This is a genomic window from Corynebacterium halotolerans YIM 70093 = DSM 44683, from assembly GCF_000341345.1.
In the GTDB taxonomy this organism is placed as follows: Bacteria; Actinomycetota; Actinomycetes; order Mycobacteriales; family Mycobacteriaceae; genus Corynebacterium; species Corynebacterium halotolerans.
In genome coordinates this window covers 2,348,546-2,370,508 of sequence record NC_020302.1, presented here as the reverse complement: position 1 = coordinate 2,370,508, position 21,963 = coordinate 2,348,546, and the positions used below count along the sequence as shown (strand labels likewise).

Sequence of the window (21,963 nt, the reverse complement as noted above, 5' to 3'; positions counted from 1 at the left end):
ACCGGCCCGGCGAAAAGGGGCCGCACGGTCAGTGCGGGTCGACCTGCTGACGGATGATCGTGCCGTGTCGGCGACCGTGGACGCGGACGGCGAAGGCCCCGACACTGAGGGTGACGGTCAGCGCGGCCACCACGTGCACGGCGTTGAGCCCGAGCCGGTGGTAGGCCATCGCCCCGAGGAACGCACCCGCGGTCAGCCCCGTCCACATCTTCAGGTGCCCGAGCCAGGCGGCGTGGCTGCCGCCGAAGAAGGCGTCGACGAAACGCTGGCCCATCTTCACCAGCGTGCCCGTCATGTACGTCAACGGGATGGCCACCTCTCCATCGCGTTCGAAGATGCTGTTCATGGCGCCGATGCCGAGGGAGAGCAGGACCACCGCGGTCCGGGGCAGGTCCACGAACACCAGGAGGGAGGCGAGGGCGAACAGCACGCACATATTCGCCATGACCACCTCGCGCACCCGGTGGCGCGGTAGGTGTCTCACCGCCAGGCGCCGGACCAGGGCACCCTCCATCACGCCGAGGAGGAAGAACACCACAGACGATCCGGCCAGCAGGGCCAGACCGGCATCGCCCTCCACCGTGGAGGTGGCGATGCGGGTGGTGTTGCCCGACATGAAGGACAGGAACACACCCCCGAGGAAGAGAAAACCGATCGAGTCCACGAAGCCGGCGATGAACGCGTAACTGGCGGCCAGATTCCGTTCGCCGGCGCTGTACCTCAGCAACCCAACGCTCCTTAACACTCCCGCCGGGCCCGGATCCGGGAATTGATCCGCTGCTCACGGCGCCCCTGTAAGTATCGCCCGTCGTGGCCGCGGCGGGGTGGATTATGCCGAGAGGGGGTGTGCGGGGTGGCGGTACTCACCCCTGTCGTGGGAGCGTGCCGATCTCGCGGCCTGCCGCGTCGAAGCAGTGCATCGTGTCGTCGTCGATGGTCGCGGTCGCGGCGTCGGCGAACCAGTCGTCCACGTTTTCGCAGGCCATGAGCGTGCTCGTCATGTCGACGAAGGTGATCTCGGTGTCCGCGAGATACCAGGAGCCGGTGAACTGGTTGCACCCGTCGGTGCCGTGGGCGCGGCCGTCGGCCTCCAGGGTGAGCTCGGGGTGGCCGGGCTCCCGGCTACCCCAGGTGCCCTCCGGGTCAGGCGCGTCTTCGCCCGGCGGGGAATCGCACCCGCACAGCAGGAGAGCGCCCGCCGCGGCTCCCACGGCCACCAACACCGTCCTCGTAGTCATGAAGACATGCCTGCCCGGTCCGGGCGGGAGCCGGAAGTCGGACCGCCGGCTGCGGCCCGCCGGCCCCGCCGCGGCCTACGCCGTTGCCGTCACCGTCACCGGGGCGGTGTCGCCGCGGAGCAGGTCCTCGATCTGGGCGGCGGCCTCGAAGACCACGTTCCAGCGGAACTCCTCGGGCATCGGCTCGCCGGAGACGTACTTGTGGAACCACTCGGTGCGCTTCGAGCGCATGGGCACCCAGAGTCGCTCGAGGGCGATGTAGGCCGCGGCCTCGGATTCCGGGCCGCGCAGCGAGCCCGCCGGTACCGGGCGATCCCAGAGCTGGTCGACGTAGCCGCAGAAGATCTCGCCGAGGCAGCGGGCGATCTCGACGAAACCGTCGCGGCCGACCTCGTGGTGGATCCGCAGGCGGTACCAGGCGTCGAGTTCACTCATCATCAGGTAGGGCGCGGCGCCCGTCTCGGGACGGTTGTCGATGTAGCACCAGGAGGTCGCTCCCTCCCAGTCGTGCTCCCAGGTGGCCACCGCTCCGATCTTCCACAGGTTGCCCAGCATCTCGATGCGCCGCAGCGGGCGGCCGGCCCCGAATTCGAGGTAGGCCATGGACGGTTCCGTGACATATCCCAGGCGCTTACGCCAACCGCCCACCGCGTCGCGGTAGGCGGGCAGATGCACCTGGGAGTGGTGGATGCGCTTCATGTCGGAGGCCAGATAGTGGTCCTCGAACTGGATGCGGTCGCGCCCCTCCCGCCCCTCCTGGGGCATCTCGAGCCGGACGACGGCGGCGTCGGGTTTCGGCTCGTAGCCGAAGAACTCCCATTCGGAGGCCGGGCGTAGCTGGAGCTGACTGACCATGCCGATCACGGCCCCGAAGTCCTCGTAGCGGGAGATCTCGACGGCGTCGACGAGTTGCATGGCGGCGGACACCGCCTGCGGGACGGTGAGCTGGGGCATGGCGCGGACGAGCTCGGCGGTGAACTGATCGGTGCGGGCACGCAGTTGGAGGTCCATGGTTGTCTCCCTTCCGGGATGATGGTTGAGTGGTGCTCCTCGCGGCGAAGATTCGTAATGTGGATCACACTTTACTGTGAAGTAGGTCCCACGTAAAGGATGCGATGACAGGATGGAGGGTTATCTCTCCAGGTAACAGACGGATCACGGAAACGGCCAAACCGTTATGAGTTGGCGCCCACCCGAGGACGGCCGAAGCCCGGGACACGAATGTCGTGTCCCGGGCTTCGGTCATGTCACCGGTTCCGTGCGTGGGGCGAACGGCGCGAGGTCCACCCGGCTCCTACCCGCGTGATGACGTCCGCGTCGTGCCGTCACCGTCTTCGTCGGCGTCACCAGTGTCACCGCCGCCCTCGCTGCCGGGGAGCGTGGCGGTGTCGGGGTCCTTGTCGTCATCGTCCTGAGAGGTCCATCCGTCGGCCCACTCGCCGGTGCTGTAGTCGTAGTCGACCTCGTTGCCCTCCTCGTCGGTGCGCTGGTACCACCGCGTGACGCGGTCGGAGGTCGAGTCGAAGTCCGCTCCGGCGCCGCGGCCCTCCGGGGCGGGGGAGACGCTGAGCTCGAAGTCGTCGCCGTGCTCCTCGAGGCCGCGGACGACGGCGTTCTCGACGGCCGTGCGGGCGTAGGTGCGGCGGATGGCCACCGGATCCGTGGCCAGGTCCCGGAGGAAGGCCACGATCATGAGGATCAGCACCGCCGAGAACGGCAGCGCGATGAGGATGGTGAGGTTCTGCAGGCCACTGAGTGCGGTCTCCCCACCGGCGAGCAGCATGACGACGGCGATGCCCATCATGCACAGGCCCCAGAACACCACGACGAGCTTGCTCGGGGCCGGGTCGCCCTTCGACGACATGGTGCCCATGACCACCGAGGCGGAATCGGCGGAGGTGACGAAGAAGATCGCCAGCACCAGGATGAGGATGAACGGGGTGACCGCACTGAGCGGCAGCTGGTCGAACAGGGCGAACAGCACCTGTTCATTGCTGGCGGTGCCGTCGAAGGCGTCGACGCCCTCGCGGTGGAAGCTGATGGCTGCGCCGCCGAAGATGGTGAACGCCAGGATGAGAATGAAGGTGGGCACCGCCATGGTCACCAGCGCGAACTCACGCAGGGTGCGACCGCGGGAGATACGCGCGATGAACATGCCCACGAACGGGGTCCAGGCGATCCACCAGGCCCAGTAGAAGGCCGTCCACCAGCCCTGGAACTCCAGGGTCTCCTCGCCCCAGGACAGGGACTTGCCCATCATCGGCAGCATCTCGTCGAGGTAGGTGGCCACACCCGAGGGGATGAGGTTGAGCAGGAAGAGGCTGGGGCCGAAGACGAACACGAAGGCCACCAGGGCCAGGGTGAGCGTGATGTTGATGTTGGACAGGTAGCGGATGCCACGGGCCACGCCCGAGACGGCGCTGATGATGAACGCCACCCCCAGCACGGCAATGATCACCAGGATGGTGTTGTTGGCCAGGGGTCCGGCCCCGGAGATGATCTCCATGCCCTGGCTGATCTGCACGGCGGACAGGCCGAGGGTGGCGGCGGTGCCGAACAGCGTGGCGATGATCGCCAGCATGTCGATGATGCGCCCCGCCAGGCCGTCGGTCTGCTTGGCGCCGAACAGCGGGCGGAACACGGAGCTGAGCAGGGAGACCCGGCCGCGTCGGTAGGTGGAGTAGGCCAGTGCGCCGCCGACGAGGGCGTACAGACCCCAGGCGGACAGACCCCAGTGGAAGTGGGACTGGGCCACGGCCTGGTGGAGGGCCTCCGGGGTGCCCGCCTCGACGGTGTGCGGGGGCGGGGAGAGGAAGTACGACAGTGGCTCGGAGGGACCGAAGAAGAAGATGCCCACGCCGATACCGGCGCCGAACATCATGGCGATCCAGGAGAAGCGGGAGAACTCCGGCTCCTCGTCGTCCCGACCCAGCGTAATCCGGCCCTTGCGGGAGAACGCCAGGTAGATCATGACGCCCAGGCCGAGGATCATCACCAGGTTGAGCAGCCAGCCGGTGTTTTTCATGCCCCAGTCGAAGGCGGTGGAGGAGACCTCGGAGACGGACTCCGGGTTGGTCACGCCCCAGATGATGAAGGCCACGATGAGCGCGGCGGTGACGAAGAAGAGACCGCGGTCCAGGCCGAAGCGGTTGCGCTGCTCGTCCACGCTGATGCCGGGGACCAGGCCGGGGTGGATGTCGTGCGGGTAGATGCCCACGGACGCGCCGCGCGTGGGGCCGAACAGCCGGCGGGAGAGGCCGCCGGCGAGGGTCTCGTTCGAGGGATTGGGGGGATGGTCAGTACTACTGTCGGACTGATCGGACACGGGGGTGTTTCCCTTCACTGCCCGTTCCCACGGCCAGATTTGGAGGTGAATTCTCAAGAATCGGAAGTTGTCGGACATTATTCAGCCGTTCCCCCGCTCCGGCAAATCCAGTGACCCGGGATCCGGGCGGGAACAAAGTGCTGAGCGGGGGTGTTGAATATTACTGTGAGAATCGATATCTGGTCCGATTACGTCTGTCCGTTCTGCACCGTCGGCGAGCGCCATCTCTCCCTGGCGCTGGAGAATCACCCGGCCCGGGAGGGCGTCGAGATCGTCTGGCGCAGCTTCCAGCTCGACCCGGATGCCCCGACTGAACCGGAGGGCACGATGGTCGAGTACCTGTCGCAGTCCAAGGGCATGCCGGTCGGGCAGGTCGAGGCGATGAACGCCTCCCTGGCCCAGCGCGCCGCGGCCGTCGGCCTGGAGTTCAACTGGCGCGAGGCGGTCAACGCCAACACCAGGGACGCCCACCGCCTCGGCCACCTGGCCCGCGGGCGCGGCCTGGGCACGGCATGGGACGACACCGTGAAGTCCGGCTACTTCACCCAGGGGAAGAACGTCGCCGACCACGACCAGCTGCGCGTCTTCGCCGAGCAGGTCGGCCTGGAGCGCGCGGAGGTTGACCGGGTGCTCGCCTCCGACGAGTACGCCGACGCCGTCGCCGAGGAGATCGCCCTCGCCCGGCAGATCGGGGTGCAGGGCGTGCCCTTCTTCGTCTTCGACGGCAGACTCGCCGTCTCCGGCGCGCAGCCGGTGGAGGTCTTCACCCAGGCCCTGGACCAAGCGGACCAGGCGGACCAAGCGGACCAGGCCGGGCAGAGCGTCCGGGACGACCAGTGACGGTCTGGTTCACCTCGGACCTGCACCTGGGCCACCGCTTCGTGGCCCGTACGCGCGGGATGGAGGTCGACGACCATGATGAACTGGTGCTCGCCAATCTCGCCGCGCTGCCGGCCGGCGACCGCCTGTGGGTGCTCGGCGACCTCTCACGCGGTGCCCCGGAGGACGAACAGCGGGCGCTGCGGTTGATCGCCGAGCACGCCGCGCACCTGGAGATTCATCTGGTCCCGGGCAACCACGACTCGTGCCACCCGCTGCACAAGTCGGCCTTCCGCATGCAGCCGAAGTTCCTGGAGGTCTTCGCCTCGGTGCAGCCGTATCAGAAGCTGCGCTGGGAGGGACGTGCCGTCTACCTCAGCCACTTCCCGCGTCCGGGGCAGGACCACGAAAGGACGGAGTCGCGCCACGACGACGTGCGGCTCGACGTCGACTGGCTCGTCCACGGGCACCTGCATTCGACGTCGCCGGTGAGCTGCCCCGGGCAGGTGGATGTCGGCCTGGACGCCTGGGGGATGCGGCCGGTGCCGCAGCCCCGGGTCCAGGAACTGTTGTTCCGGCCCGAGGCCGGCTAGGGCGTGTCTGACAATTAGGGGGGAAGCGCGGCATGGGATCCTCGATCCCATGCCGCGCTTCATAGTTTTATGAGACACGCCCTCAAACCAATGCCATACCAGGCGAAGCTCGAAGGAAAAATAAGGCTACCAGCAAGTTCCAGCGGTCGACTCCCCGTTCAGATATTCTCGCTCGAACGCTTCCTTAGAAGAACAGTGACCGTTAAATACCCCCGCATTAACGGCATCTTCCGCTGTCGCTCCCGGGGCAAGTTCTGCCCATACGCCAGGCGCAACCGCTACAGCCTCTCCAGTGCCTGTTCCCTCAAATGCCCACTGCATGTTTTCGGGAAGCTCCGAGATCGGGACAATCTGCGGGTAGCCTTCTGGCAAAGTGACCGTCTCTGCCGGCGCCTCAGCAACGGTCTCCGCTGGCACCTCAGTAACCGTCTGCTCACCCTCGGGGCTCGAACAGCCCGCCAACACCAAAGCCGTCGCACAGATGACGAGAATTTTCTTCACAACGCAACCATATCTCGAATAGCAGTGCTGAATGTCGAAACGCCGCCCGGAAACGCAAGGGCTCGAAGGGCGGGAGGCCACCGTCTTTCAATGCGGAGTCCTGCAAGGGGCGCAACGTGGTGGGACGGTTCTTCGACAACCTCAAGCAGTGGCGCGGGCTGGCCGCCCGGTTCGACAAACTCGTGGTTGTCTACCGGGCTGGCCTGGTGACCGTCGCGGTCGTGATGTGGCTGAGGAGATTGCTAAACACGCCCTAGCGGTATTCCGCGGCGGCGCGGACCCGGCCCGCCAGGACGACGATCTCCTCCGGGGTCATCGGTCGGCCGGGGTGGGCTGCGGCGGAGTCCAGCAACCCGTAGCCGGCCATCTGCACGGCCAGGTGCGTCTCCCAGCGCTTCTTCGCCAGCTCGGGGTGGTTGTTGGCCAGGGAGTGGGCGGCGCGGCGCTCGCTGAGCAGCTCGTACTGCAGGTCGCGCCGCTCGGTCAGGGCGTCGGCGGGGCTGGTCACCATCAGCGCGCCGAGCAGGGAGCCCATCGCGTCGAAGCTGCGCTGGACCAGGCGGGCGTGGTGGCGCGGCTCCGAGTTGGCGAACCAGACCCACAGCAGCAGGATGCCGAAGATGATCGACAGGGCCACCTCCAGGGAACGGGAGACCACCACGTCGCCGAGCGGATCCGCGATCGAGTTGCCCATCAGCAGCGCCAGCGGCGTGGTGAAGATGACGGCGAAGGCGTAGTTGCGGACGACGAAGAACTCGGCGAAGAACTGGCAGACCGCCAGCGCCAGCAGCAGGGTCACGCCCTCCACCTGCAGCAGGTGGAAGACCGCGAACAGGCCGATGCCCGCCACGGAGCCGACCAGGCGGTGCAGGCCACGGATCGTGCCCGGCACCCGGTCGGGGCCCCACTGGAGGATCAGCAGCGCGGACACGATCGCCCAGTCCGGGCGGTCGAGGCCGAAGGCGATGCCGACGGTGCTGGCCAGCAGGGTGGCCACCAGGATCCTGCCCGCCGTCAGGGAGGCGTGGCTGTACGGGTGCATCGAACGGTAGAGCCGGTAGGCGATCGTCGGCCGCGCGTGCGGGATGGAGGTGCGCGAGAGGTCGATGTAGTTCGGGGTGTCCGTCAGTTCCTCGACGGTGCCGTCGTTCGGCAGCATTACGCTGGCGTTGACCAACCGGTGATGGGCGGCCGTGGTGCGGCGGACGAGATCCTCCTGCCGGTGGTCGATGACGCGGCCGTCGCGGAGCACTCCGGCGTCCGCGAGCGAGGCCCAGGCATTGGCCAGGGCGGTCTTGGCCTGGTGATTCTTCGCCACGGCGGGCTGCGGGGCGTTCTCGAAGTCGGCGACGGCCTTCTCGAGGGTGCCGACGGCCTGCTCCTGGGGGCGGCGCGCGTTGAGCAGCGCCGGGGCCATGCCGATGATGACGCCCGAGGCGACGCCGACCAGGGCCCAGGCGCCCACCTCGACCGGGTTCAGGCCCAGTCGGGCGACGACGGTGGAACCGCCGGAGACCATGACGATGAAGAAGGAACCCGGCGGATTCAGTCGTAACGCGTTCTGGATGAACCCGCCGCCCGTGGCGATCAGTGAGGTGTAGACCGCGGCGAGCATCAGCCACCAGTGGGAGCCGCCGGCGTCGATGTTCTGCCAGACGAAGGTGCCCACGAAAGCGCCGGTGGTGGCACCGGCGGCGATCAGCAGACCGGCGGTGAGCATGATCCGCCACCGGGCGCGGAAGGGGTGGCCCTCGCCGTAGATGACGGTGAAACCGCCGGCGGCGATGAGCAGCATCTCGTTCTCCAGCCCGAACGTCAGCGCGATCAGGCCGGGGATCGTCAGCGCGAGTGCAGCCCGCAGCGAGCCCGGCCAGCGGGGGCCGGTGGAATGGAAGGCGGTCAACAGCTGCCAGGCGCGCGGGCGGGCGGGCAGGGGCTCCGTCTCGACGTTCGCGCGCTCGGTGTTGCGCGGGGCGGTGTGCGGGACAGGCTCCCGCGGGGCCGTCTCGTGCGATGACTCATCTTCCGGACGTGAATCGGACACCAGATGCTCTCCCTTTCAGTTGTGCGGTGCCCCGACTCCGCGCGTCGTGCGGAGTGCGACACGGCGAACCGCGGAAACGGATGCTTCTTCCCCCACCTTAAGCCGGGGTGGCCACGGGAGATGCCCCGGAAGTGGCGTTTCAGCAGGTGACACCACGCGGTCGCCGCCCCTGGAGTGCGCCACCTCATGGGCAGACGGCCGGGAGAAACACTTGGTCTAAACGGGGTAGACAAGACAGTCTGTCATGCTCTAGGATTCGTCACATCAACGGACACCTGAATATAAACTGGAGAAATTCATGATCCTGACCGGCCTGGCCCTCGGCGCCGTGCTCGGCATCGTCATGCAGCGCGGCCGGTTCTGTGTCACCGGCATGCTGCGCGACATCTTCCTGCAGCGCACCTGGCGCAGCTTCGTCGCCCTGCTCATCGTCATCGCCGTTCACGCCGTCGGGCTCGCCGCCCTGACCTCCACCGGCGTGATCTCCCCGAACTACAGCACCTTCGCCCCCGCGGCCATCGTCATCGGTGGCTTCGTCTTCGGCCTCGGCATCATCCTCGCCGGCGGCTGCGCCTCCGGCACCTGGTACCGCAGTGGTGAGGGGCTCGTCGGCTCCTGGATCGCGCTGATCATGTACGGCCTGTCCGCCGCCGCGATGAAGACCGGTGCGCTGAGCGGCTTCAACGGCTGGATGAAGTCCTGGGAGACGAGCGCGACCACCGTGCCCGAGACCCTGGGCGTCTCCCCGTGGTGGTTCGCCATCGCCCTGGCCGTGGTCACCTTCTTCCTGGCCCGCCACTTCCTGGCCAAGGACGCCGCCCGCCCGAAGGTCACCCTCAACCAGCCGTGGTGGAGGAAGCCGCTGCACATGTACACCGCCGGCGCGGTCATCGGCCTGATCGGAGTGATCGCCTGGCCGCTGTCGGCGGCCACCGGCCGCAACTCCGGCCTGGGCATCACCACCCCGACCTCGGACGTGGTCAACTACACCACCACCGGCGACACCGCCCACATCAACTGGGGCACCATGCTGGTGCTCGGCCTGCTGGTCGGTTCCTTCCTCGCCGCCAAGGCCACCGGTGAGTTCCGCGTGCGCGTCCCCGACGCCACCACCACCGTGCGCTCCGTCTTCGGCGGGGCCATGATGGGCGTGGGCGCCTCCCTGGCCGGCGGCTGCACCGTCGGCAACGGTATGGTCCAGACCTCCCTGTTCAGCTACCAGGGCTGGGTCGCGCTGCTGTTCATCGCGCTCGGCGTGGGCGCCGGCGCGAAGCTGTGGCTGAAGCCGAAGAAGGTCGTCACCCCGGAGCCGACCGAGACCTACACCACCGAGGAGTCCGTCCACCACACCGGCGCGGTCTCCGCCGAGGACGCGGTGCTCAATCCGACCTCCGGCGACATCGACGGCGACATCGACGGCGGCACCGAGGGCGGCGTCGTCACGAAGCCCTCCTTCGCCGTGGCCACCGGTACGGTCGCGCTCAAGGCCCCGAAGCCGGCGCGCAAGGCGCAGCCGTTGGGGGAGGGGCGCTACCTGCTCGACGCCATGGGCGCGGTCTGCCCCTTCCCGGTCATCGAGGCCAAGGACGCCATCCAGGAGATCGACACCGGCGAGGCGCTGGTGATCGACTTCGACTGCACCCAGGGCACGGAGTCCATCCCGCAGTGGGCCGTGGACAACGGCCACGAGGTCACCGACTTCCACCAGAAGGGCGAGTCCGCCTGGCAGATCACGGTGGTCAAGGGCTAACCGCCGCTGGCCGCCGCCTGTTCCGCGCCTTCCATGACACCGGGGCCCCGGGGAGTTCACTCTCCCCGGGGCCCCGGTGTCATCTGCCTCGAGGTCAGCTGCCCGTCCCGGACGCGGAAACCGTCATCCCCAGCTGCAGATCCTCGCCCGGTGCGAGCTCCACGCCGCGCTGGCGGGCACCCAGCAGCGCCGGTTCCACGCACACGAAGCGCTGCCACTCGCCGGGGCCGATGTCGGGCAGCGTGTCGGCGAGTTCGGCGCCCGGGTTCCACACGACGGTGGAGTCGGTGCCGTCCGGGGTGACGGTGATGGTGCGGTCGCGGTCGACGATCGTGACCTCCGGCGTGCCGAGCGCGATGCGGTCGAACTCGCCGTCGAAGGTGATGTCGCCCTTCTGCCGGGAGGCCTGGCCGGTCAGCCGGTCGAGCACGTCCACGCCGTCCAGGCCGCGGACCGAGATCTCCGCGACGTCGGAGACCGCGAAGTAGGGGTGGAAGGCCAGCTGCACGGTCTTCGTCTCATCGGACTCGTTGGCGGCGGACAGCTGCAGGTGCACGCCGTCGGACAGCTCGATGCCGAGCAGCTGGAGGGCGAGCCCGTCGCGGGTGAGGGAGGCGCGGAAACCGCCCTTTCCCGTGCCGGTGTCCCATTCGCTGCGGCGCGCCCAGCCGTGCTTCGGCTCAAGTCCGAGCAGGTCCGCGAACCAGGGGGCGATGACGGGCACGCCGCCGCGGATGGATTCGCCCACTCCGTAGCGGCTGGTGGAGCTGAGGTAGAACAGCTCGCCGTGCGTGGTGTCGGCACTGGTCAGATGCGCGCCGACGGGGGAGATGGTCAGTCGTCCGGAGGTGAGGAGATCACTCATGACCCCAGCCTAACGACGTTTCGCGCAGCCGGTGGTGGTGTCCGGACGGCCGCTAGACTGTCCTGAATGGAACCTGGCCACACCCCCGTTGACCTGCAGACCACGACCCGCCGCGCGTTCGGTCTGTCCGTGCGCGAACACACCATGACCGTGCCCTGGGACTGGCACAACCCGGGCGGAACGCTCGAGGTCTTCGCCCGCGAGCTCGCCGCCGAGGACGCCGGCCCGGACACCCCGGTCCTGCTCTTCCTCCAGGGTGGGCCCGGCAACCCCGCCCCGCGGCCCGTGGAACTGGGCGGCTGGCTCGGGGAGGCGCTGCGGCATCACCGCATCCTCCTCCTCGACCAGCGCGGCACGGGACGCTCCACCCGCCTGGACCGGCACGCCGACGAGACGCTTCTCGACGCCGCGCATCTGTCGCTGCTGCGCGCCGACAGCATCGTCGCCGACGCGGAGGCCCTGCGTGCGGGGCTGGGCGTCGACCGCTGGGACGTGCTCGGCCAGTCCTTCGGCGGGTTCTGCATCACCACCTACCTCTCCCGCCACCCGGAGTCGATCCGCTACGCCTACTTCACCGGCGGACTGCCGGCCATCGACGTCCACGCCGACGAGGTCTACCGCGCGACCTTCGCCAGGCTCGCCGCCCGGCACGAGGCCTTCTACCGCACCGTGCCCTGGGCGGAGCGGCGCATCCGGGAGATCTGCCACCACCTCAACAACTCCGACGAGCGCCTGCCCACCGGCGAGCGGCTGAGCTCCCGGCGCTTCCGCACCATCGGCATCGAGCTCGGCCGCGCCACCGGCTTCCACTCCCTGGCGCACCTGCTCGACGCCCCCTTCCATGATGTGCGCGGGGAGAAGCGCCTGCGCGGCGACACCCTGGCGGAGCTGGGTCAGCGGTTGTCCTTCGAGGCCAACCCCCTTTACGCGGTGGTCCACGAGTCGATCTACGGCGGTTCCACCCCCGGTCCGACCGCCTGGGCCGCCAACTGCGTGCGCGAGGAGGTCGAGGGTTTCGAGGAGAACCTCGACCCTGTCCGCGACGAGAAGTTCCACCTCACCGGCGAGCACATCTTCCCCTGGCAGTTCGAGGAGGATCCGGCGCTCGTGCCGTTCCGGCGCGTTGCGGAGGACCTCGCGCAGCGGGAGTGGCCGCGGCTCTACGACGAGGCGTCGCTCGCCGGAGCCCCCGCCACCGGCGCCGCGGCCGTCTACGTCGACGACATCTACGTGCCCATGGAGCACTCCCTGGCGACGGCCGCCCGCATTCGCGACCTGCGCCCCTGGATCACCAATGAGCACCAGCACGACGGGCTGCGCGCCGACGGGGAGAACATCTTCCGCCGCCTCCACGCGATGGTGCGGGGGTGACCGCTTTCACAAAGCGTGACGTGTGACCTATAGTGCACACGTCTCCCCACCATCCGAGACGCACCCACTGTGCCGCGCCCACCCGTGTGCGGCCTGCCGTTGTAGGCCCACGTTCTCGGAGATTCCGCCATGTCCACCACCAGTCAGTCAGCCACACCGCCCGGTACCGCCGCCGCGAAGGAGGACCGGTCCGCCGCCATCGCGGTGACCGCGTTCCCGTTGTTCATCCTCGCGGGCACCGCGCTGGCGTTCTTCTTCCCGGCGCCGTTCCTGCCGCTGTCGGGCTACATCACGTACTTCCTGATGATCATCATGTTCGCGATGGGTCTGACGCTGACCATCCCGGACTTCCGCGAGATCGCCCGTCGGCCGCTGCCGGTGCTGCTCGGTGTCATCGCCCAGTTCGTGATCATGCCCCTGAGTGCCATCCTGGTGGCCCGGGTGCTCGGCCTGAACCCCGCGCTGGCCGTCGGCCTGCTCATGCTGGGCTCGGTGCCGGGCGGGACGTCGTCCAACGTCATCACCTACCTGGCCAAGGGCGACGTCGCGCTGTCCGTGGCCATGACGAGCGTGTCGACGCTGCTCTCGCCGATCATCACCCCGATGCTCATGCTGCTGCTGGCCGACACCCGCACCGACGTCGACGGGTGGGGCATGGCGCTCACCCTCGTCCAGACCGTGCTCCTGCCGGTCGTCGGCGGCCTGGCCATCCGCTACTTCGCGGACAAGTGGATCGGCCTGGTCACCCCGGTCCTGCCGTGGATCTCCATCCTGGGCATCGGCGGTGTGGTCTTCCCCGCCGTGGCGGGCAACGCCGAGCGGCTGGCCTCCGTCGGACTGATCGTCTTCGCCGCCGTCCTCGCCCACAACGTCTTCGGCTACGCCCTCGGCTACGTCGCCGGCCGCGTGTTCGGCCTGCCCGGCTCCGCCAACCGCACGATGGCCGTGGAGATCGGCACCCAGTCCGCGGGCCTGGCCTCGGGCATGTCGGCGAAGTTCTTCTCCCCGGAGGCCGCCCTGCCGGGGGCGGTGGCCGCGGTGCTGCACAACATCACCGGTGCCGTCTACGCCTCCATCGCCCGGAAGTTCCCGCTGCCGGAGGAGGAAAAGGGCGAGGCTGCTCCCGCCGCCACCGCCGAGGAGAAGGTCACGGTCTCCTGAGCCGGTGAGGGGCGGCGGGAATTGCTTCGCACATTCTTTCCCGGGCCGGTGTCGTGGTCTAAGATCATGCTCAACTGTTATCGGGTCAGTCGACCGGAAGGTGCGGTGATAACCATGCAGATGCCGGACAACCGTGAACATGTGGCCCTGTCTGTCGAGGAGAGCTCGGAGTTCTCCCGCCTGACCGCCATTTTCGAGGTCGTCGAGGAACACGTGCTTGATCCCGAGCTCCTGCTCCAGGTCTATTCGGGGTAGTGGCTGCCGGTCCCGGGCCGGATGCCGGTACCGGAAAGGCCCCTCAGCGCTGGAAGTGCTGAGGGGCCTTGGTGATCCTCGCCGACCGGCGGGATGGAATTGCCCGCTGGTGGGGGAGTTCATCCGGCGGTGAGCCGGGGAGGTGGCGGGTCCGCCGCGAACCCCACCAGGTGTCCCGGCCGTGGGGTAGCGCCCGCACTTCGCATAATGATGCACAGCGGTCATGGGCGGCAGCACGATGCACTGCGGTTCGGTGGAACGCGGATTGGCAATCCTCGCAAGCGGGGGCACTTCAGTGTCGTACATCATGAAGTGATCGTATTGTGATGTAAGTCATTTATACGCGCCTGCTGACCTGTGAGGAGAGGATGACATGACCGCCGTCATCGATACAAAGGAGACCGCCACCCGGTGGCTCGCCGCGCTCGAGGAAGCGACCTCGGGCCCGGACGCTGATTCCGTCGCCGAGGCCGTCGGGAACCTGTTCGAGACCGAGGGCTACTGGCGGGATCTGCTCGCCTTCACCTGGAACCTCACCACGGCGGAGGGGGTCGATGACATCCGGGAGATGATCCGCGGAACCTGGCCGGCCAGCCAGCTCACTGACATCAAACTCGACGGTGAACCCGTCGACGAGGGCGACGGTGTCACCCGGGTGCAGTTCACCTGCCATTCCCGGGATTTCCGCTGCACGGGAATCGTCCGGCTGCGCGGGGGCAAAGCGTGGACGATGTTGACCTCGGCCCGCGAGCTCATCGAGCATCCGGAGCCGAAGGGGCGCAGGCGTCCGCTGGGGGCCGAGCACGGCCAGCGCACCGACAAGCGCAACTGGGCGGACCGGAAGGCCGACCGGCAGGCGGCCCTCGGTGCCACGGAACAGCCGTACGTCCTCATCGTCGGCGGCGGGCAGGGTGGCATCGCCCTCGGCGCGCGCCTGAAGCGGCTCGGGGTGCCCACGCTCATCGTCGACAAGGCGGCCCGCCCCGGTGACCAGTGGCGCGGCCGCTACCACTCCCTGTGCCTGCACGACCCCGTCTGGTACGACCATCTGCCGTACCTGCCCTTCCCGGACGACTGGCCGGTGTTCACACCGAAGGACAAGATGGGCGACTGGCTCGAGCACTACGTCGGGGTGATGGATCTGGACTACTGGACCGGTGCGGAGTGCGTGCGAGCGAGCTTCGACGAGTCGGAGAAGCGCTGGAACGTCGAGATCGACCGGGAGGGGGAGCCGTTCCTGCTGCACCCCACCCAGCTGGTGCTGGCCACCGGCATGTCCGGGGTGCCCAACCGGCCGCATCTGCCGGGCGAGGAGAACTTCGCCGGGGAGGTCCGGCACTCCTCGGAGCACCCCGGCGGGGACGTCGACCGCGGGAAGAACGTCGTGGTCCTCGGCGCGAACAACTCCGCCCACGACATCTGCGCCGACCTGTACGAGAATGGCGCCAAACCGGTGATGATCCAGCGCTCCTCGAGCCACATCGTCCGCTCCGATTCCCTGATGAAGGAGGTCTTCGGGCCCCTCTACTCGGAGGACGCGCTCGAGGCGGGCATCGACACCGACACCGCGGATCTGCTGTTCGCCTCCTGGCCGTACAAGGTCCTGCCCGGGGTGCAGAAACAGGCCTTCGACAAGATCCGGGAGGACGACAAGGAGTTCTACGACAAGCTCGAGAACGCTGGCTTCCTCCTCGACTTCGGTGACGATGACTCCGGTCTGTTCCTGAAGTACCTGCGCCGCGGCTCCGGTTACTACATCGATGTCGGCGCCTCTCAGCTCGTTGCCGACGGTGAGATCCCGGTGCGCTCGGGCGTGGGCATCGACCACGTCAGGGAGAATTCGGTGGTGCTCACCGACGGCAGCGAGCTGCCCGCCGACGTCATCGTGCTCGCCACCGGCTACGGCTCGATGAACGGCTGGGCCGCCCAGCTGATCAGCCCCGAGGTGGCCGACCAGGTGGGCCGGTGCTGGGGCCTGGGATCGGACACGACCAAGGACCCGGGTCCGTGGGAGGGCGAGCTGCGCAACATGTGGAAGCCGACGAACGTCGAGGCGCTGTGGTTCCACGGCGGCAACCTCCACCAGTCGCGCCACTACTCGCGCTACCTTTCTCTGCAGCTCAAGGCCCGCTACGAGGGGTTGGACACCCCCGTCTACAAGATGGCGGAGGTCCACCACACCGGGTAGCTGCTCCCCCTGACGGCGAACGCCCCGGCAGCTTCACGGTTGTGATGCTGCCGGGACGTTCCGATTCTCCGGGAGAGTCGCGGTTCGCGCGGGCTCAGCCCCGTGGCGGAGGGGGCGGAACCGGAGCGCCCTGAGGAGGTGTGATCTTCGGGTACGTGCGTGAGGCGGCGGTGGGGCCGGCCGCCGCTGCCTCCGAGGAGCTGGCACCCTTCGGGTTCGGGCGGTGGGGAGTGGGATCCCAGTTGCCGTCGACGAGCTTCTTCTGGGTCCAGATACCGACTCCGAGGACGGCGGCGCCGATGAGCAGGATGAGGATGAGTCCGGCCACGGAGCCGAGCTGTGCCGCGGAGCCGATGAGGATGCCGAACCAGCCGAAGTCGGCGTCGCCGAAGGTGGTGTTCTCGGAGCCGAAGGCGCCGAGCACCTGCAGGAGGAACGCCGGCAGGAAGGTGATCAGCAGACCGTTGACGAAGCCGCCGGCCACGGCGCCGCGTCGTCCGCCGGTGGCGTTGCCGTAGACGCCGGCCGCACCGCCGGTGAAGAAGTGGGGCACCAGCCCCGGCAGGATCAGGGCGATGCCGAAGGCCGGATTGAGCCACAGGGACAGCACCGCGAGGCCGACGAGACCACCGGCGAAGGAGGTGATGAAGCCGATGAGCACCGCGTTCTGGGCGAAGGGGAAGACGATCGGGGCATCCAGGGCCGGGATGGCCCCGGGGACGACCTTTGCGGCGATGCCCTGGAAGGCGGGCACCAGTTCGCCGAGGATGGTGCGGACGCCGAAGAGGATGACGGCGACGGCCACGCCGAACTGCAGACCCTGCGTCACGGACTGCATCAGGTAGTTGCCGACGCCCGTGGCGCCTCCGGCGAAGGCGGTGTAGGCATCCTCGGTGCCGGCGCGCAGCATGAACAGGACGGCGAGGATAACGTACATCAGGGCCATCGACAGGGCGGTGGCGACCATGGAGTCGCGCAGGAAGCGCAGGCCCTCCGGCAGCTTGAGCTCCTCGGTGGAGGCGCTGGCCTTCTCCCCCTTGCCGCCGACGAGCTTGCCGACGGCGCCGGCCGCGACATAACCGGCGGTGCCGAAGTGACCGATGGCGATCGAGTCATCGCCGGTGATACGGCGGGTCCACGGATGCGCGATGGCGGGCAGTGACACCATGAGGATGCCCAGCAGCACGGCCCCGAGCACGATGACGATCCAGCTGTTGAAACCCGCGGTGACCAGGACGATCGTGAGCATCGTGGCCATGAACAGCACATGGTGCCCGGTGAGGAAGACGTAGTGCAGCGGGGTGAACCGCGCCAGGATGAGCGAGACGGCGAATCCGAGGATCATCAGCCAGGCGACCTGGGAGCCGTACTCCTGCTGGGCGATGCCCGCGATGGCCTCATTGGTGGGAACGACTCCCCGGGCGCCGGTCGCGCCCTGGATCATGGCGCCGAGTGGATCGAGGGCGGCGACGACGAGGCTGGCGCCGGCGTTGATGAGCAGGAAACCGAGGGTGGCCTTGATGGCACCGCCGATGACCTGGCCGGTGGGCCGCCGCAGTGCGGCGAGCCCCACGGCCGTGATGATGCCGATGAGGAAGGCGGGAACGGAGAGAATCTCGTTGACGAGAAACTGGGGGATGGCGACGAGCCAGTCCATGTGGTGGTCCTTCCCGGCGGTCAGATGTCGTAGAGATCGCGCATGGCCGCGTCGATCTCGGTGGTGGACGTGAAGTTCTCTATGACGTGGACGGGAACCCCGACATCACCCAGGGTGCGGGCGATCTCCCCGGAGGTGAGGATGAGATCCGACTCCTTGGCCTTGCCCTTCGCGGAGATGGTGTCGGTGGCCTCGACGGTGATGTACGGGGTCCAGCCCCAGGTGTCGAGGACCTGCTCCAGCGTGTTCTTGAGGAACAGCGAGGTACCCAGCCCGTTACCACACACGGTGAGAATCTTGTTCCGCGTTCGGGCGGCGGCCTCCGCGTCATCGGTCTCCGGCGGAGCGGAGGCCGCCGTCCCGGTGAGGATCTGTCTCAACTCGGTGACCGAGTCGGCCCGGTCCAGAGCCTCCCGCTTGCCGCGGTTGCCCAGGAGACGCGCAAGTTCCGCCATGGCGGAGGTGTGGGCCCTGGAATCGACGGCCGCGAGGGCGACGACGAGGGACACAGGGTCGTTTTTCTCGTGACCGAACTCGACGGGCTCGGCCAGCCGCAGCCAGGACAGGGAGGTTTCCTTCACCGCCTCCGAGGGGCGGGCGTGGGCGAAGGCGAAACCGGGGGAGATGACGATGTACGGGCCGTTGGTGTGGACGCTGTCGATCATCGCCCGGGTATAGGCGGGCTCAATGGTTCCGGCCCGCTCCAGCAGCCGACCGGCCTGGGTGACCGCGTCCTCCCAACCGGAGGCGCGGGCATCGAGATCGACCGCTTCATCGGCGAGTAACTCGTTGATGGTGGACATGGAAAAATCGTACCGAGGCAACCGTCCCGGGCCGCGGTCCACACCATGTCAGCCCACTATCGTGATGAAGCCGTGACTACACCTCCGGCAGCATGTCCCCGGCGGTGGGGTAGGAGTTCTGGGCGCCCTTCCGGGTGACACTGAACGCCCCGACCCGGGCCGCGTACTTCGCGGCGTCGACCAGCCCGTCCCCGGCGACGATCCGGTGGCAGAACGCGCCCGCGAAGGCGTCCCCGGCGCCCACGGTGCTGATGGCCCCGACCTTCGGTGTCGGGATCTGCACCAGTTCCTCCCCGGTGGCCACCAGCGCGCCCTGCGCGCCGATGGTCAGCACCACGGAGGGGAAGCCGGCGTCGAGAAGCGCTTTCGCCAGCTCCCGCGGCTCCGAGGAGACGGTGTCCACACCGAGCTGGGCGAGGATGAGCCCGGCCTCGTGCTCGTTGGCCATCAGCGGATCGGCCTTGAGCAGAGTTGCGGCGTCGACCTCGATGACGGGCGCGAGATTGACCACCACCCGCCCCCGCGCCAGGCGCACCGCCTCGGCGAAACCGTCGGCCGGGACCTCGCCCTGCAGCAGGACGACGTCCGCGTCGCCGATCAGCTCCGCGTGTTGCGCGACGTACTCCGCGCCGACGGTCGCGTTCGCGCCGGGCACGACGACGATGGTGTTCTCGCCGCGGGCGTCGACGGTGATCACGGCCAGGCCGGTGACCTCGTCGGTCTCCGCGACGGCGGACAGGTCCGTGCCCGAGGCCCGCAGGTGCTCCGTGGCCGGTCCCGCGTACGGATCGCGGCCGACGGCGCCGACCAGCGCGACGTCCGCCCCGAGGCGCGCGGCGGCCACCGCCTGGTTGGCGCCCTTGCCGCCGGCGGAGATGTCCCCGCCGGCGCCGAGCAGCGTTTCGCCCGGCCGCGGGTGGCGGTCGACGGTGACGGACAGGTCGGCGTTGATCGAGCCGACGACGACGATTCCCATGGCAGAGACTCCTAACCTCGTGGAAGGATGACCCCACCAAGATTAGAGGGTGGGGTGCCCGGCACGACCCGGGGCTGCAGTGTTTGCGGCGGCGCCTAGAACGGCACCCCGCTGTGGAATACGGCGTTGGCGTACGGGGTGGTTTCACCGGAGCGGATGACGAAGGAGGCCGAGGCGACCATCTTCTTCAGCTCCTCGTGGCTGACCTCCCGGGGCTCGCCGGGCAACAGGTCGCGGATCTCGGCGGGCGTCTGATGGGCGATGGTCACCGTCTCGACGACGACCTCGGCCAGCACCGCCTCTACGACCTCGCGGAACCGGGGGATCCCGAACACCAGCGCCAGATCGACCACCGGCACGGTGGCCGGGACGGGCAGGCCACAGTCAGCGATGACGAAAGTGTCCGTGTGCCCGAGCCGGTTGATCCGGGCGGCCAGGTCCGGGTTGAGGATGCCGGAGCTACGCACGACCGCACCATCCCCGGACGGGAGCCTGATTCCGTTCGGTCACAGGAATTCCCCGACGTTGTCGCGGGTCACCGTGACGACCTCGACCGGCACCTCTTCCTCGGGGGTCTCCTCGTCGAGGAGCTTCGCGGCCTGCTCCACCGCCTGGGCGCCCAGCTCAGAGGGTTGCTGGGCGATGGTGGCGACCATGCGGCCGTCGTCGACCGCCTGGAGACCGTCGTCCGTGCCGTCGAAGCCGACGACGAAGACCTCGGAGCCGGCCCGGTCTCCCAGGGCCTCCAGGGCGCCCAGGGCCATCTCGTCGTTCTCCGCGAAGATGGCCTTGACGTTCGGGTGCGCCTGCAGCAGGTTGGTGGCCACGTTCAGGCCCTGGGTGCGGTCGAAACCGGCGGTCTGCTGGGCGACGACGTCGATATTCGGGTAAGCGGCGATTCCCTCAGTGAAGCCCTGACCGCGGTCACGGGAGGCGGAGGAGCCGGCGATGCCCTGGAGGACGAGGACCTCGCCTTCTTCCCCGATGGCGGCGGCGAGGGCGTCAGCGGCCTGCTTGCCGCCGGCGACGTTGTCGGAGGCGATGAAGGAGGCGATGTCCCCGCCGTTGGAGGAGCGGTCCACGGCGACGACCGGGATGTCCGCGTTGTTGAGGGATTCGACGGCGGGTACGACGGCGTCGGAGTCGGTCGGGTTGACGATGACCACGTCAGTGCCCGAGGTGGCGGCGTTATTGAGTTGGTTGATCTGGGCGGACGGATCGTCGGAAGCGTCCTGGATGTTCAGGTTGATCCCGAGCTCGTCGGCCTTGTCCTGCGCACCGTCCCGCAGCTCGACGAAGAAGGGGTTGGTCTGCGTGGACAGGGCCAGGGTGACGGTTCCCTCTCCGGCGGAGTCGCGGTTGCAGGCGGTCAGGCCGAAGGCGAGGGCGGCGGTGGCGGTGATGGCGATGGACTTGCGGAGGATGGACATGACGTTCTTCTTTCTGGGAGAGGGGGGTTAGGTGGTGGTCTTCTTGCGGAGGACGTCGAATCCCACGGCGAAGGCGATGACGAGACCGATGACGATCTGCTGCCAGAAGGACGAGACGTTGAGCAGGTTGAGTCCGTTGCGGATGACGGCCAGGAGGATGGCGCCGATGAGCGTGCCGGTGGCCTTACCGGTACCGCCGGCCAGCGACGCGCCGCCGATGACGACGGCCGCGATGGCGTCGAGCTCGTAGCCCACCCCGGCTTGCGGCTGCGCAGAGGACAGGCGTCCGGCCATCACCAGACCGGCGAGCCCGGCGAACAGACCTGACAACGCGTAGACGGTCACCAGGATCTTCTTGACCGGCAGACCGGACAGGCGCGCCGCCTCCATGTTTCCGCCGATGGCGTACATGGAGCGGCCGATGACGGTGCGGGAGAGAATGAACCAGCACAGCAGGCCAGCGATGACCATCATGACGATGGGGATCGGGATCCCGGCCACGGTGGAACCGAGCCAGTTGACGGACGGGGCCGTGGCGATCGGCGAACCCTGGGAGATCACCAGGGTCGCTCCCCGGGCGATGGACATCATCGCCAGCGTGGCGATGAACGCGGGAAGCTTGCCGTAGGCGGTGGCCAGGCCGCTGATTGCTCCGGCTGCCAGGCCGGTGAGCAGGCCCGCCAGGAGCGTGAGCCACCCGGGCAGTCCCGCATCCGTCCAGAAGTAGGCCGAGACCATCGCACCCAGGGCGGCGACGGCACCGACGGACAGGTCGATACCCGCGGTGACAATCACGAACGTCATGCCGAAGGCGAGGATGGCCACGGTGGCGGCCTGGATGCCGATGTTGATCAGATTGTTGACGGTCAAAAAGTGCGGGGTGGCGATGAACAGGGCGACGCACAGGACGACCAGGCCCACGAGGGCACCGTTGTTCATCACCCAGTTCACTACCGTGCGGCCGGTCCCAGTGGTGTGGCCGTTCGC

The 21,963-nt window shown here is 68.3% G+C and carries 21 protein-coding genes; 8 read left to right on the top strand and 13 right to left on the bottom strand.

The window, feature by feature from the left end; translation table 11 throughout:
• Positions 1–28: 28 nt before the first annotated feature.
• From A605_RS10880 to A605_RS10865, 4 genes are all read right to left on the bottom strand, one after another.
• Positions 29–727, bottom strand: coding sequence for a YoaK family protein (locus A605_RS10880; RefSeq protein WP_015401567.1), 699 nt, complete (start codon positions 725–727; stop codon positions 29–31).
• Positions 728–863: 136 nt separating this feature from the next.
• Positions 864–1,238: an META domain-containing protein gene (locus tag A605_RS10875; protein WP_081602131.1), complete on the bottom strand. Its 375-nt coding sequence runs from the start codon at positions 1,236–1,238 to the stop codon at positions 864–866.
• 75 nt (positions 1,239–1,313) lie between these two features.
• Positions 1,314–2,249 (bottom strand): hypothetical protein, encoded by a 936-nt coding sequence (locus A605_RS15530; RefSeq protein WP_015401565.1) that lies wholly within the window; start codon positions 2,247–2,249, stop codon positions 1,314–1,316.
• Between the two features lie 283 nt (positions 2,250–2,532).
• Positions 2,533–4,482: a BCCT family transporter gene (locus tag A605_RS10865; protein ID WP_149029515.1), complete on the bottom strand. Its 1,950-nt coding sequence runs from the start codon at positions 4,480–4,482 to the stop codon at positions 2,533–2,535.
• 246 nt (positions 4,483–4,728) lie between these two features.
• Between A605_RS10865 and A605_RS10860 the strand changes: the two genes are divergently transcribed.
• Positions 4,729–5,403: a DsbA family oxidoreductase gene (locus A605_RS10860; RefSeq protein WP_015401563.1), complete on the top strand. Its 675-nt coding sequence runs from the start codon at positions 4,729–4,731 to the stop codon at positions 5,401–5,403.
• Positions 5,400–5,975 carry a metallophosphoesterase gene (locus A605_RS10855; RefSeq protein ID WP_015401562.1) on the top strand — a complete coding sequence of 192 codons (576 nt, stop codon included), beginning with the start codon at positions 5,400–5,402 and terminating at the stop codon, positions 5,973–5,975. The genes A605_RS10860 and A605_RS10855 overlap by 4 nt, the downstream gene beginning before the upstream one ends.
• A gap of 126 nt (positions 5,976–6,101) precedes the next feature.
• Here the strand turns inward: A605_RS10855 and A605_RS15375 are convergent, their stop codons facing one another.
• Complete coding sequence (locus A605_RS15375; protein ID WP_149029428.1) at positions 6,102–6,476, bottom strand: hypothetical protein; 375 nt, start codon at positions 6,474–6,476, stop codon at positions 6,102–6,104.
• Between the two features lie 116 nt (positions 6,477–6,592).
• On the opposite strand from A605_RS15375, the gene A605_RS15870 reads away from it, so the two are divergent.
• A complete protein-coding gene (locus A605_RS15870; RefSeq protein WP_015401561.1) occupies positions 6,593–6,733 on the top strand; it encodes a transposase in 141 nt (46 codons plus the stop codon).
• On the opposite strand, the gene A605_RS10845 is transcribed toward A605_RS15870, so the two are convergent.
• Positions 6,730–8,520 (bottom strand): FUSC family protein, encoded by a 1,791-nt coding sequence (locus A605_RS10845; protein ID WP_015401560.1) that lies wholly within the window; start codon positions 8,518–8,520, stop codon positions 6,730–6,732. The genes A605_RS15870 and A605_RS10845 overlap by 4 nt on opposite strands.
• A 298-nt stretch (positions 8,521–8,818) precedes the next feature.
• Between A605_RS10845 and A605_RS10840 the strand changes: the two genes are divergently transcribed.
• A complete protein-coding gene (locus A605_RS10840; RefSeq protein WP_015401559.1) occupies positions 8,819–10,270 on the top strand; it encodes a YeeE/YedE thiosulfate transporter family protein in 1,452 nt (483 codons plus the stop codon).
• A 94-nt stretch (positions 10,271–10,364) separates the two neighbouring features.
• Here A605_RS10840 and A605_RS10835 read toward each other — a convergent pair whose 3' ends face one another.
• Complete coding sequence (locus A605_RS10835) at positions 10,365–11,135, bottom strand: aldose epimerase family protein (protein WP_015401558.1); 771 nt, start codon at positions 11,133–11,135, stop codon at positions 10,365–10,367.
• 66 nt (positions 11,136–11,201) lie between these two features.
• On the opposite strand from A605_RS10835, the gene A605_RS10830 reads away from it, so the two are divergent.
• From A605_RS10830 to A605_RS10820, 4 genes are all read left to right on the top strand, one after another.
• Positions 11,202–12,506 carry an alpha/beta fold hydrolase gene (locus A605_RS10830; RefSeq protein WP_015401557.1) on the top strand — a complete coding sequence of 435 codons (1,305 nt, stop codon included), beginning with the start codon at positions 11,202–11,204 and terminating at the stop codon, positions 12,504–12,506.
• 129 nt (positions 12,507–12,635) lie between these two features.
• On the top strand, positions 12,636–13,667 hold the full coding sequence (locus A605_RS10825; protein WP_015401556.1) for a bile acid:sodium symporter family protein: 1,032 nt from the start codon (positions 12,636–12,638) through the stop codon (positions 13,665–13,667).
• A gap of 114 nt (positions 13,668–13,781) precedes the next feature.
• Positions 13,782–13,922, top strand: a complete 141-nt coding sequence (locus A605_RS15660) for a hypothetical protein (protein ID WP_169331443.1) — start codon at positions 13,782–13,784, stop codon at positions 13,920–13,922.
• 373 nt (positions 13,923–14,295) lie between these two features.
• Positions 14,296–16,110, top strand: a complete 1,815-nt coding sequence (locus tag A605_RS10820; protein WP_015401555.1) for a flavin-containing monooxygenase — start codon at positions 14,296–14,298, stop codon at positions 16,108–16,110.
• A 94-nt stretch (positions 16,111–16,204) separates the two neighbouring features.
• Here the strand turns inward: A605_RS10820 and A605_RS10815 are convergent, their stop codons facing one another.
• From A605_RS10815 to A605_RS10790, 6 genes are all read right to left on the bottom strand, one after another.
• Positions 16,205–17,767, bottom strand: coding sequence for a PTS ascorbate transporter subunit IIC (locus A605_RS10815; RefSeq protein WP_015401554.1), 1,563 nt, complete (start codon positions 17,765–17,767; stop codon positions 16,205–16,207).
• 20 nt (positions 17,768–17,787) lie between these two features.
• Positions 17,788–18,570, bottom strand: coding sequence for a PTS sugar transporter subunit IIAB (locus tag A605_RS10810; protein WP_015401553.1), 783 nt, complete (start codon positions 18,568–18,570; stop codon positions 17,788–17,790).
• A 76-nt stretch (positions 18,571–18,646) separates the two neighbouring features.
• Positions 18,647–19,546 (bottom strand): ribokinase, encoded by a 900-nt coding sequence (locus tag A605_RS10805; protein ID WP_015401552.1) that lies wholly within the window; start codon positions 19,544–19,546, stop codon positions 18,647–18,649.
• A 95-nt stretch (positions 19,547–19,641) separates the two neighbouring features.
• The gene (gene rbsD, locus A605_RS10800) at positions 19,642–20,013 is read right to left on the bottom strand and encodes a D-ribose pyranase (RefSeq protein WP_015401551.1); all 372 of its coding nucleotides are present in this window, start codon (positions 20,011–20,013) and stop codon (positions 19,642–19,644) included.
• Between the two features lie 39 nt (positions 20,014–20,052).
• Entirely contained in the window at positions 20,053–20,976 is a 924-nt protein-coding gene (locus tag A605_RS10795; RefSeq protein ID WP_015401550.1) for a D-ribose ABC transporter substrate-binding protein, read from the bottom strand.
• Between the two features lie 27 nt (positions 20,977–21,003).
• Positions 21,004–21,915 carry an ABC transporter permease gene (locus tag A605_RS10790; RefSeq protein WP_015401549.1) on the bottom strand — a complete coding sequence of 304 codons (912 nt, stop codon included), beginning with the start codon at positions 21,913–21,915 and terminating at the stop codon, positions 21,004–21,006.
• Positions 21,916–21,963 lie beyond the last annotated feature (48 nt).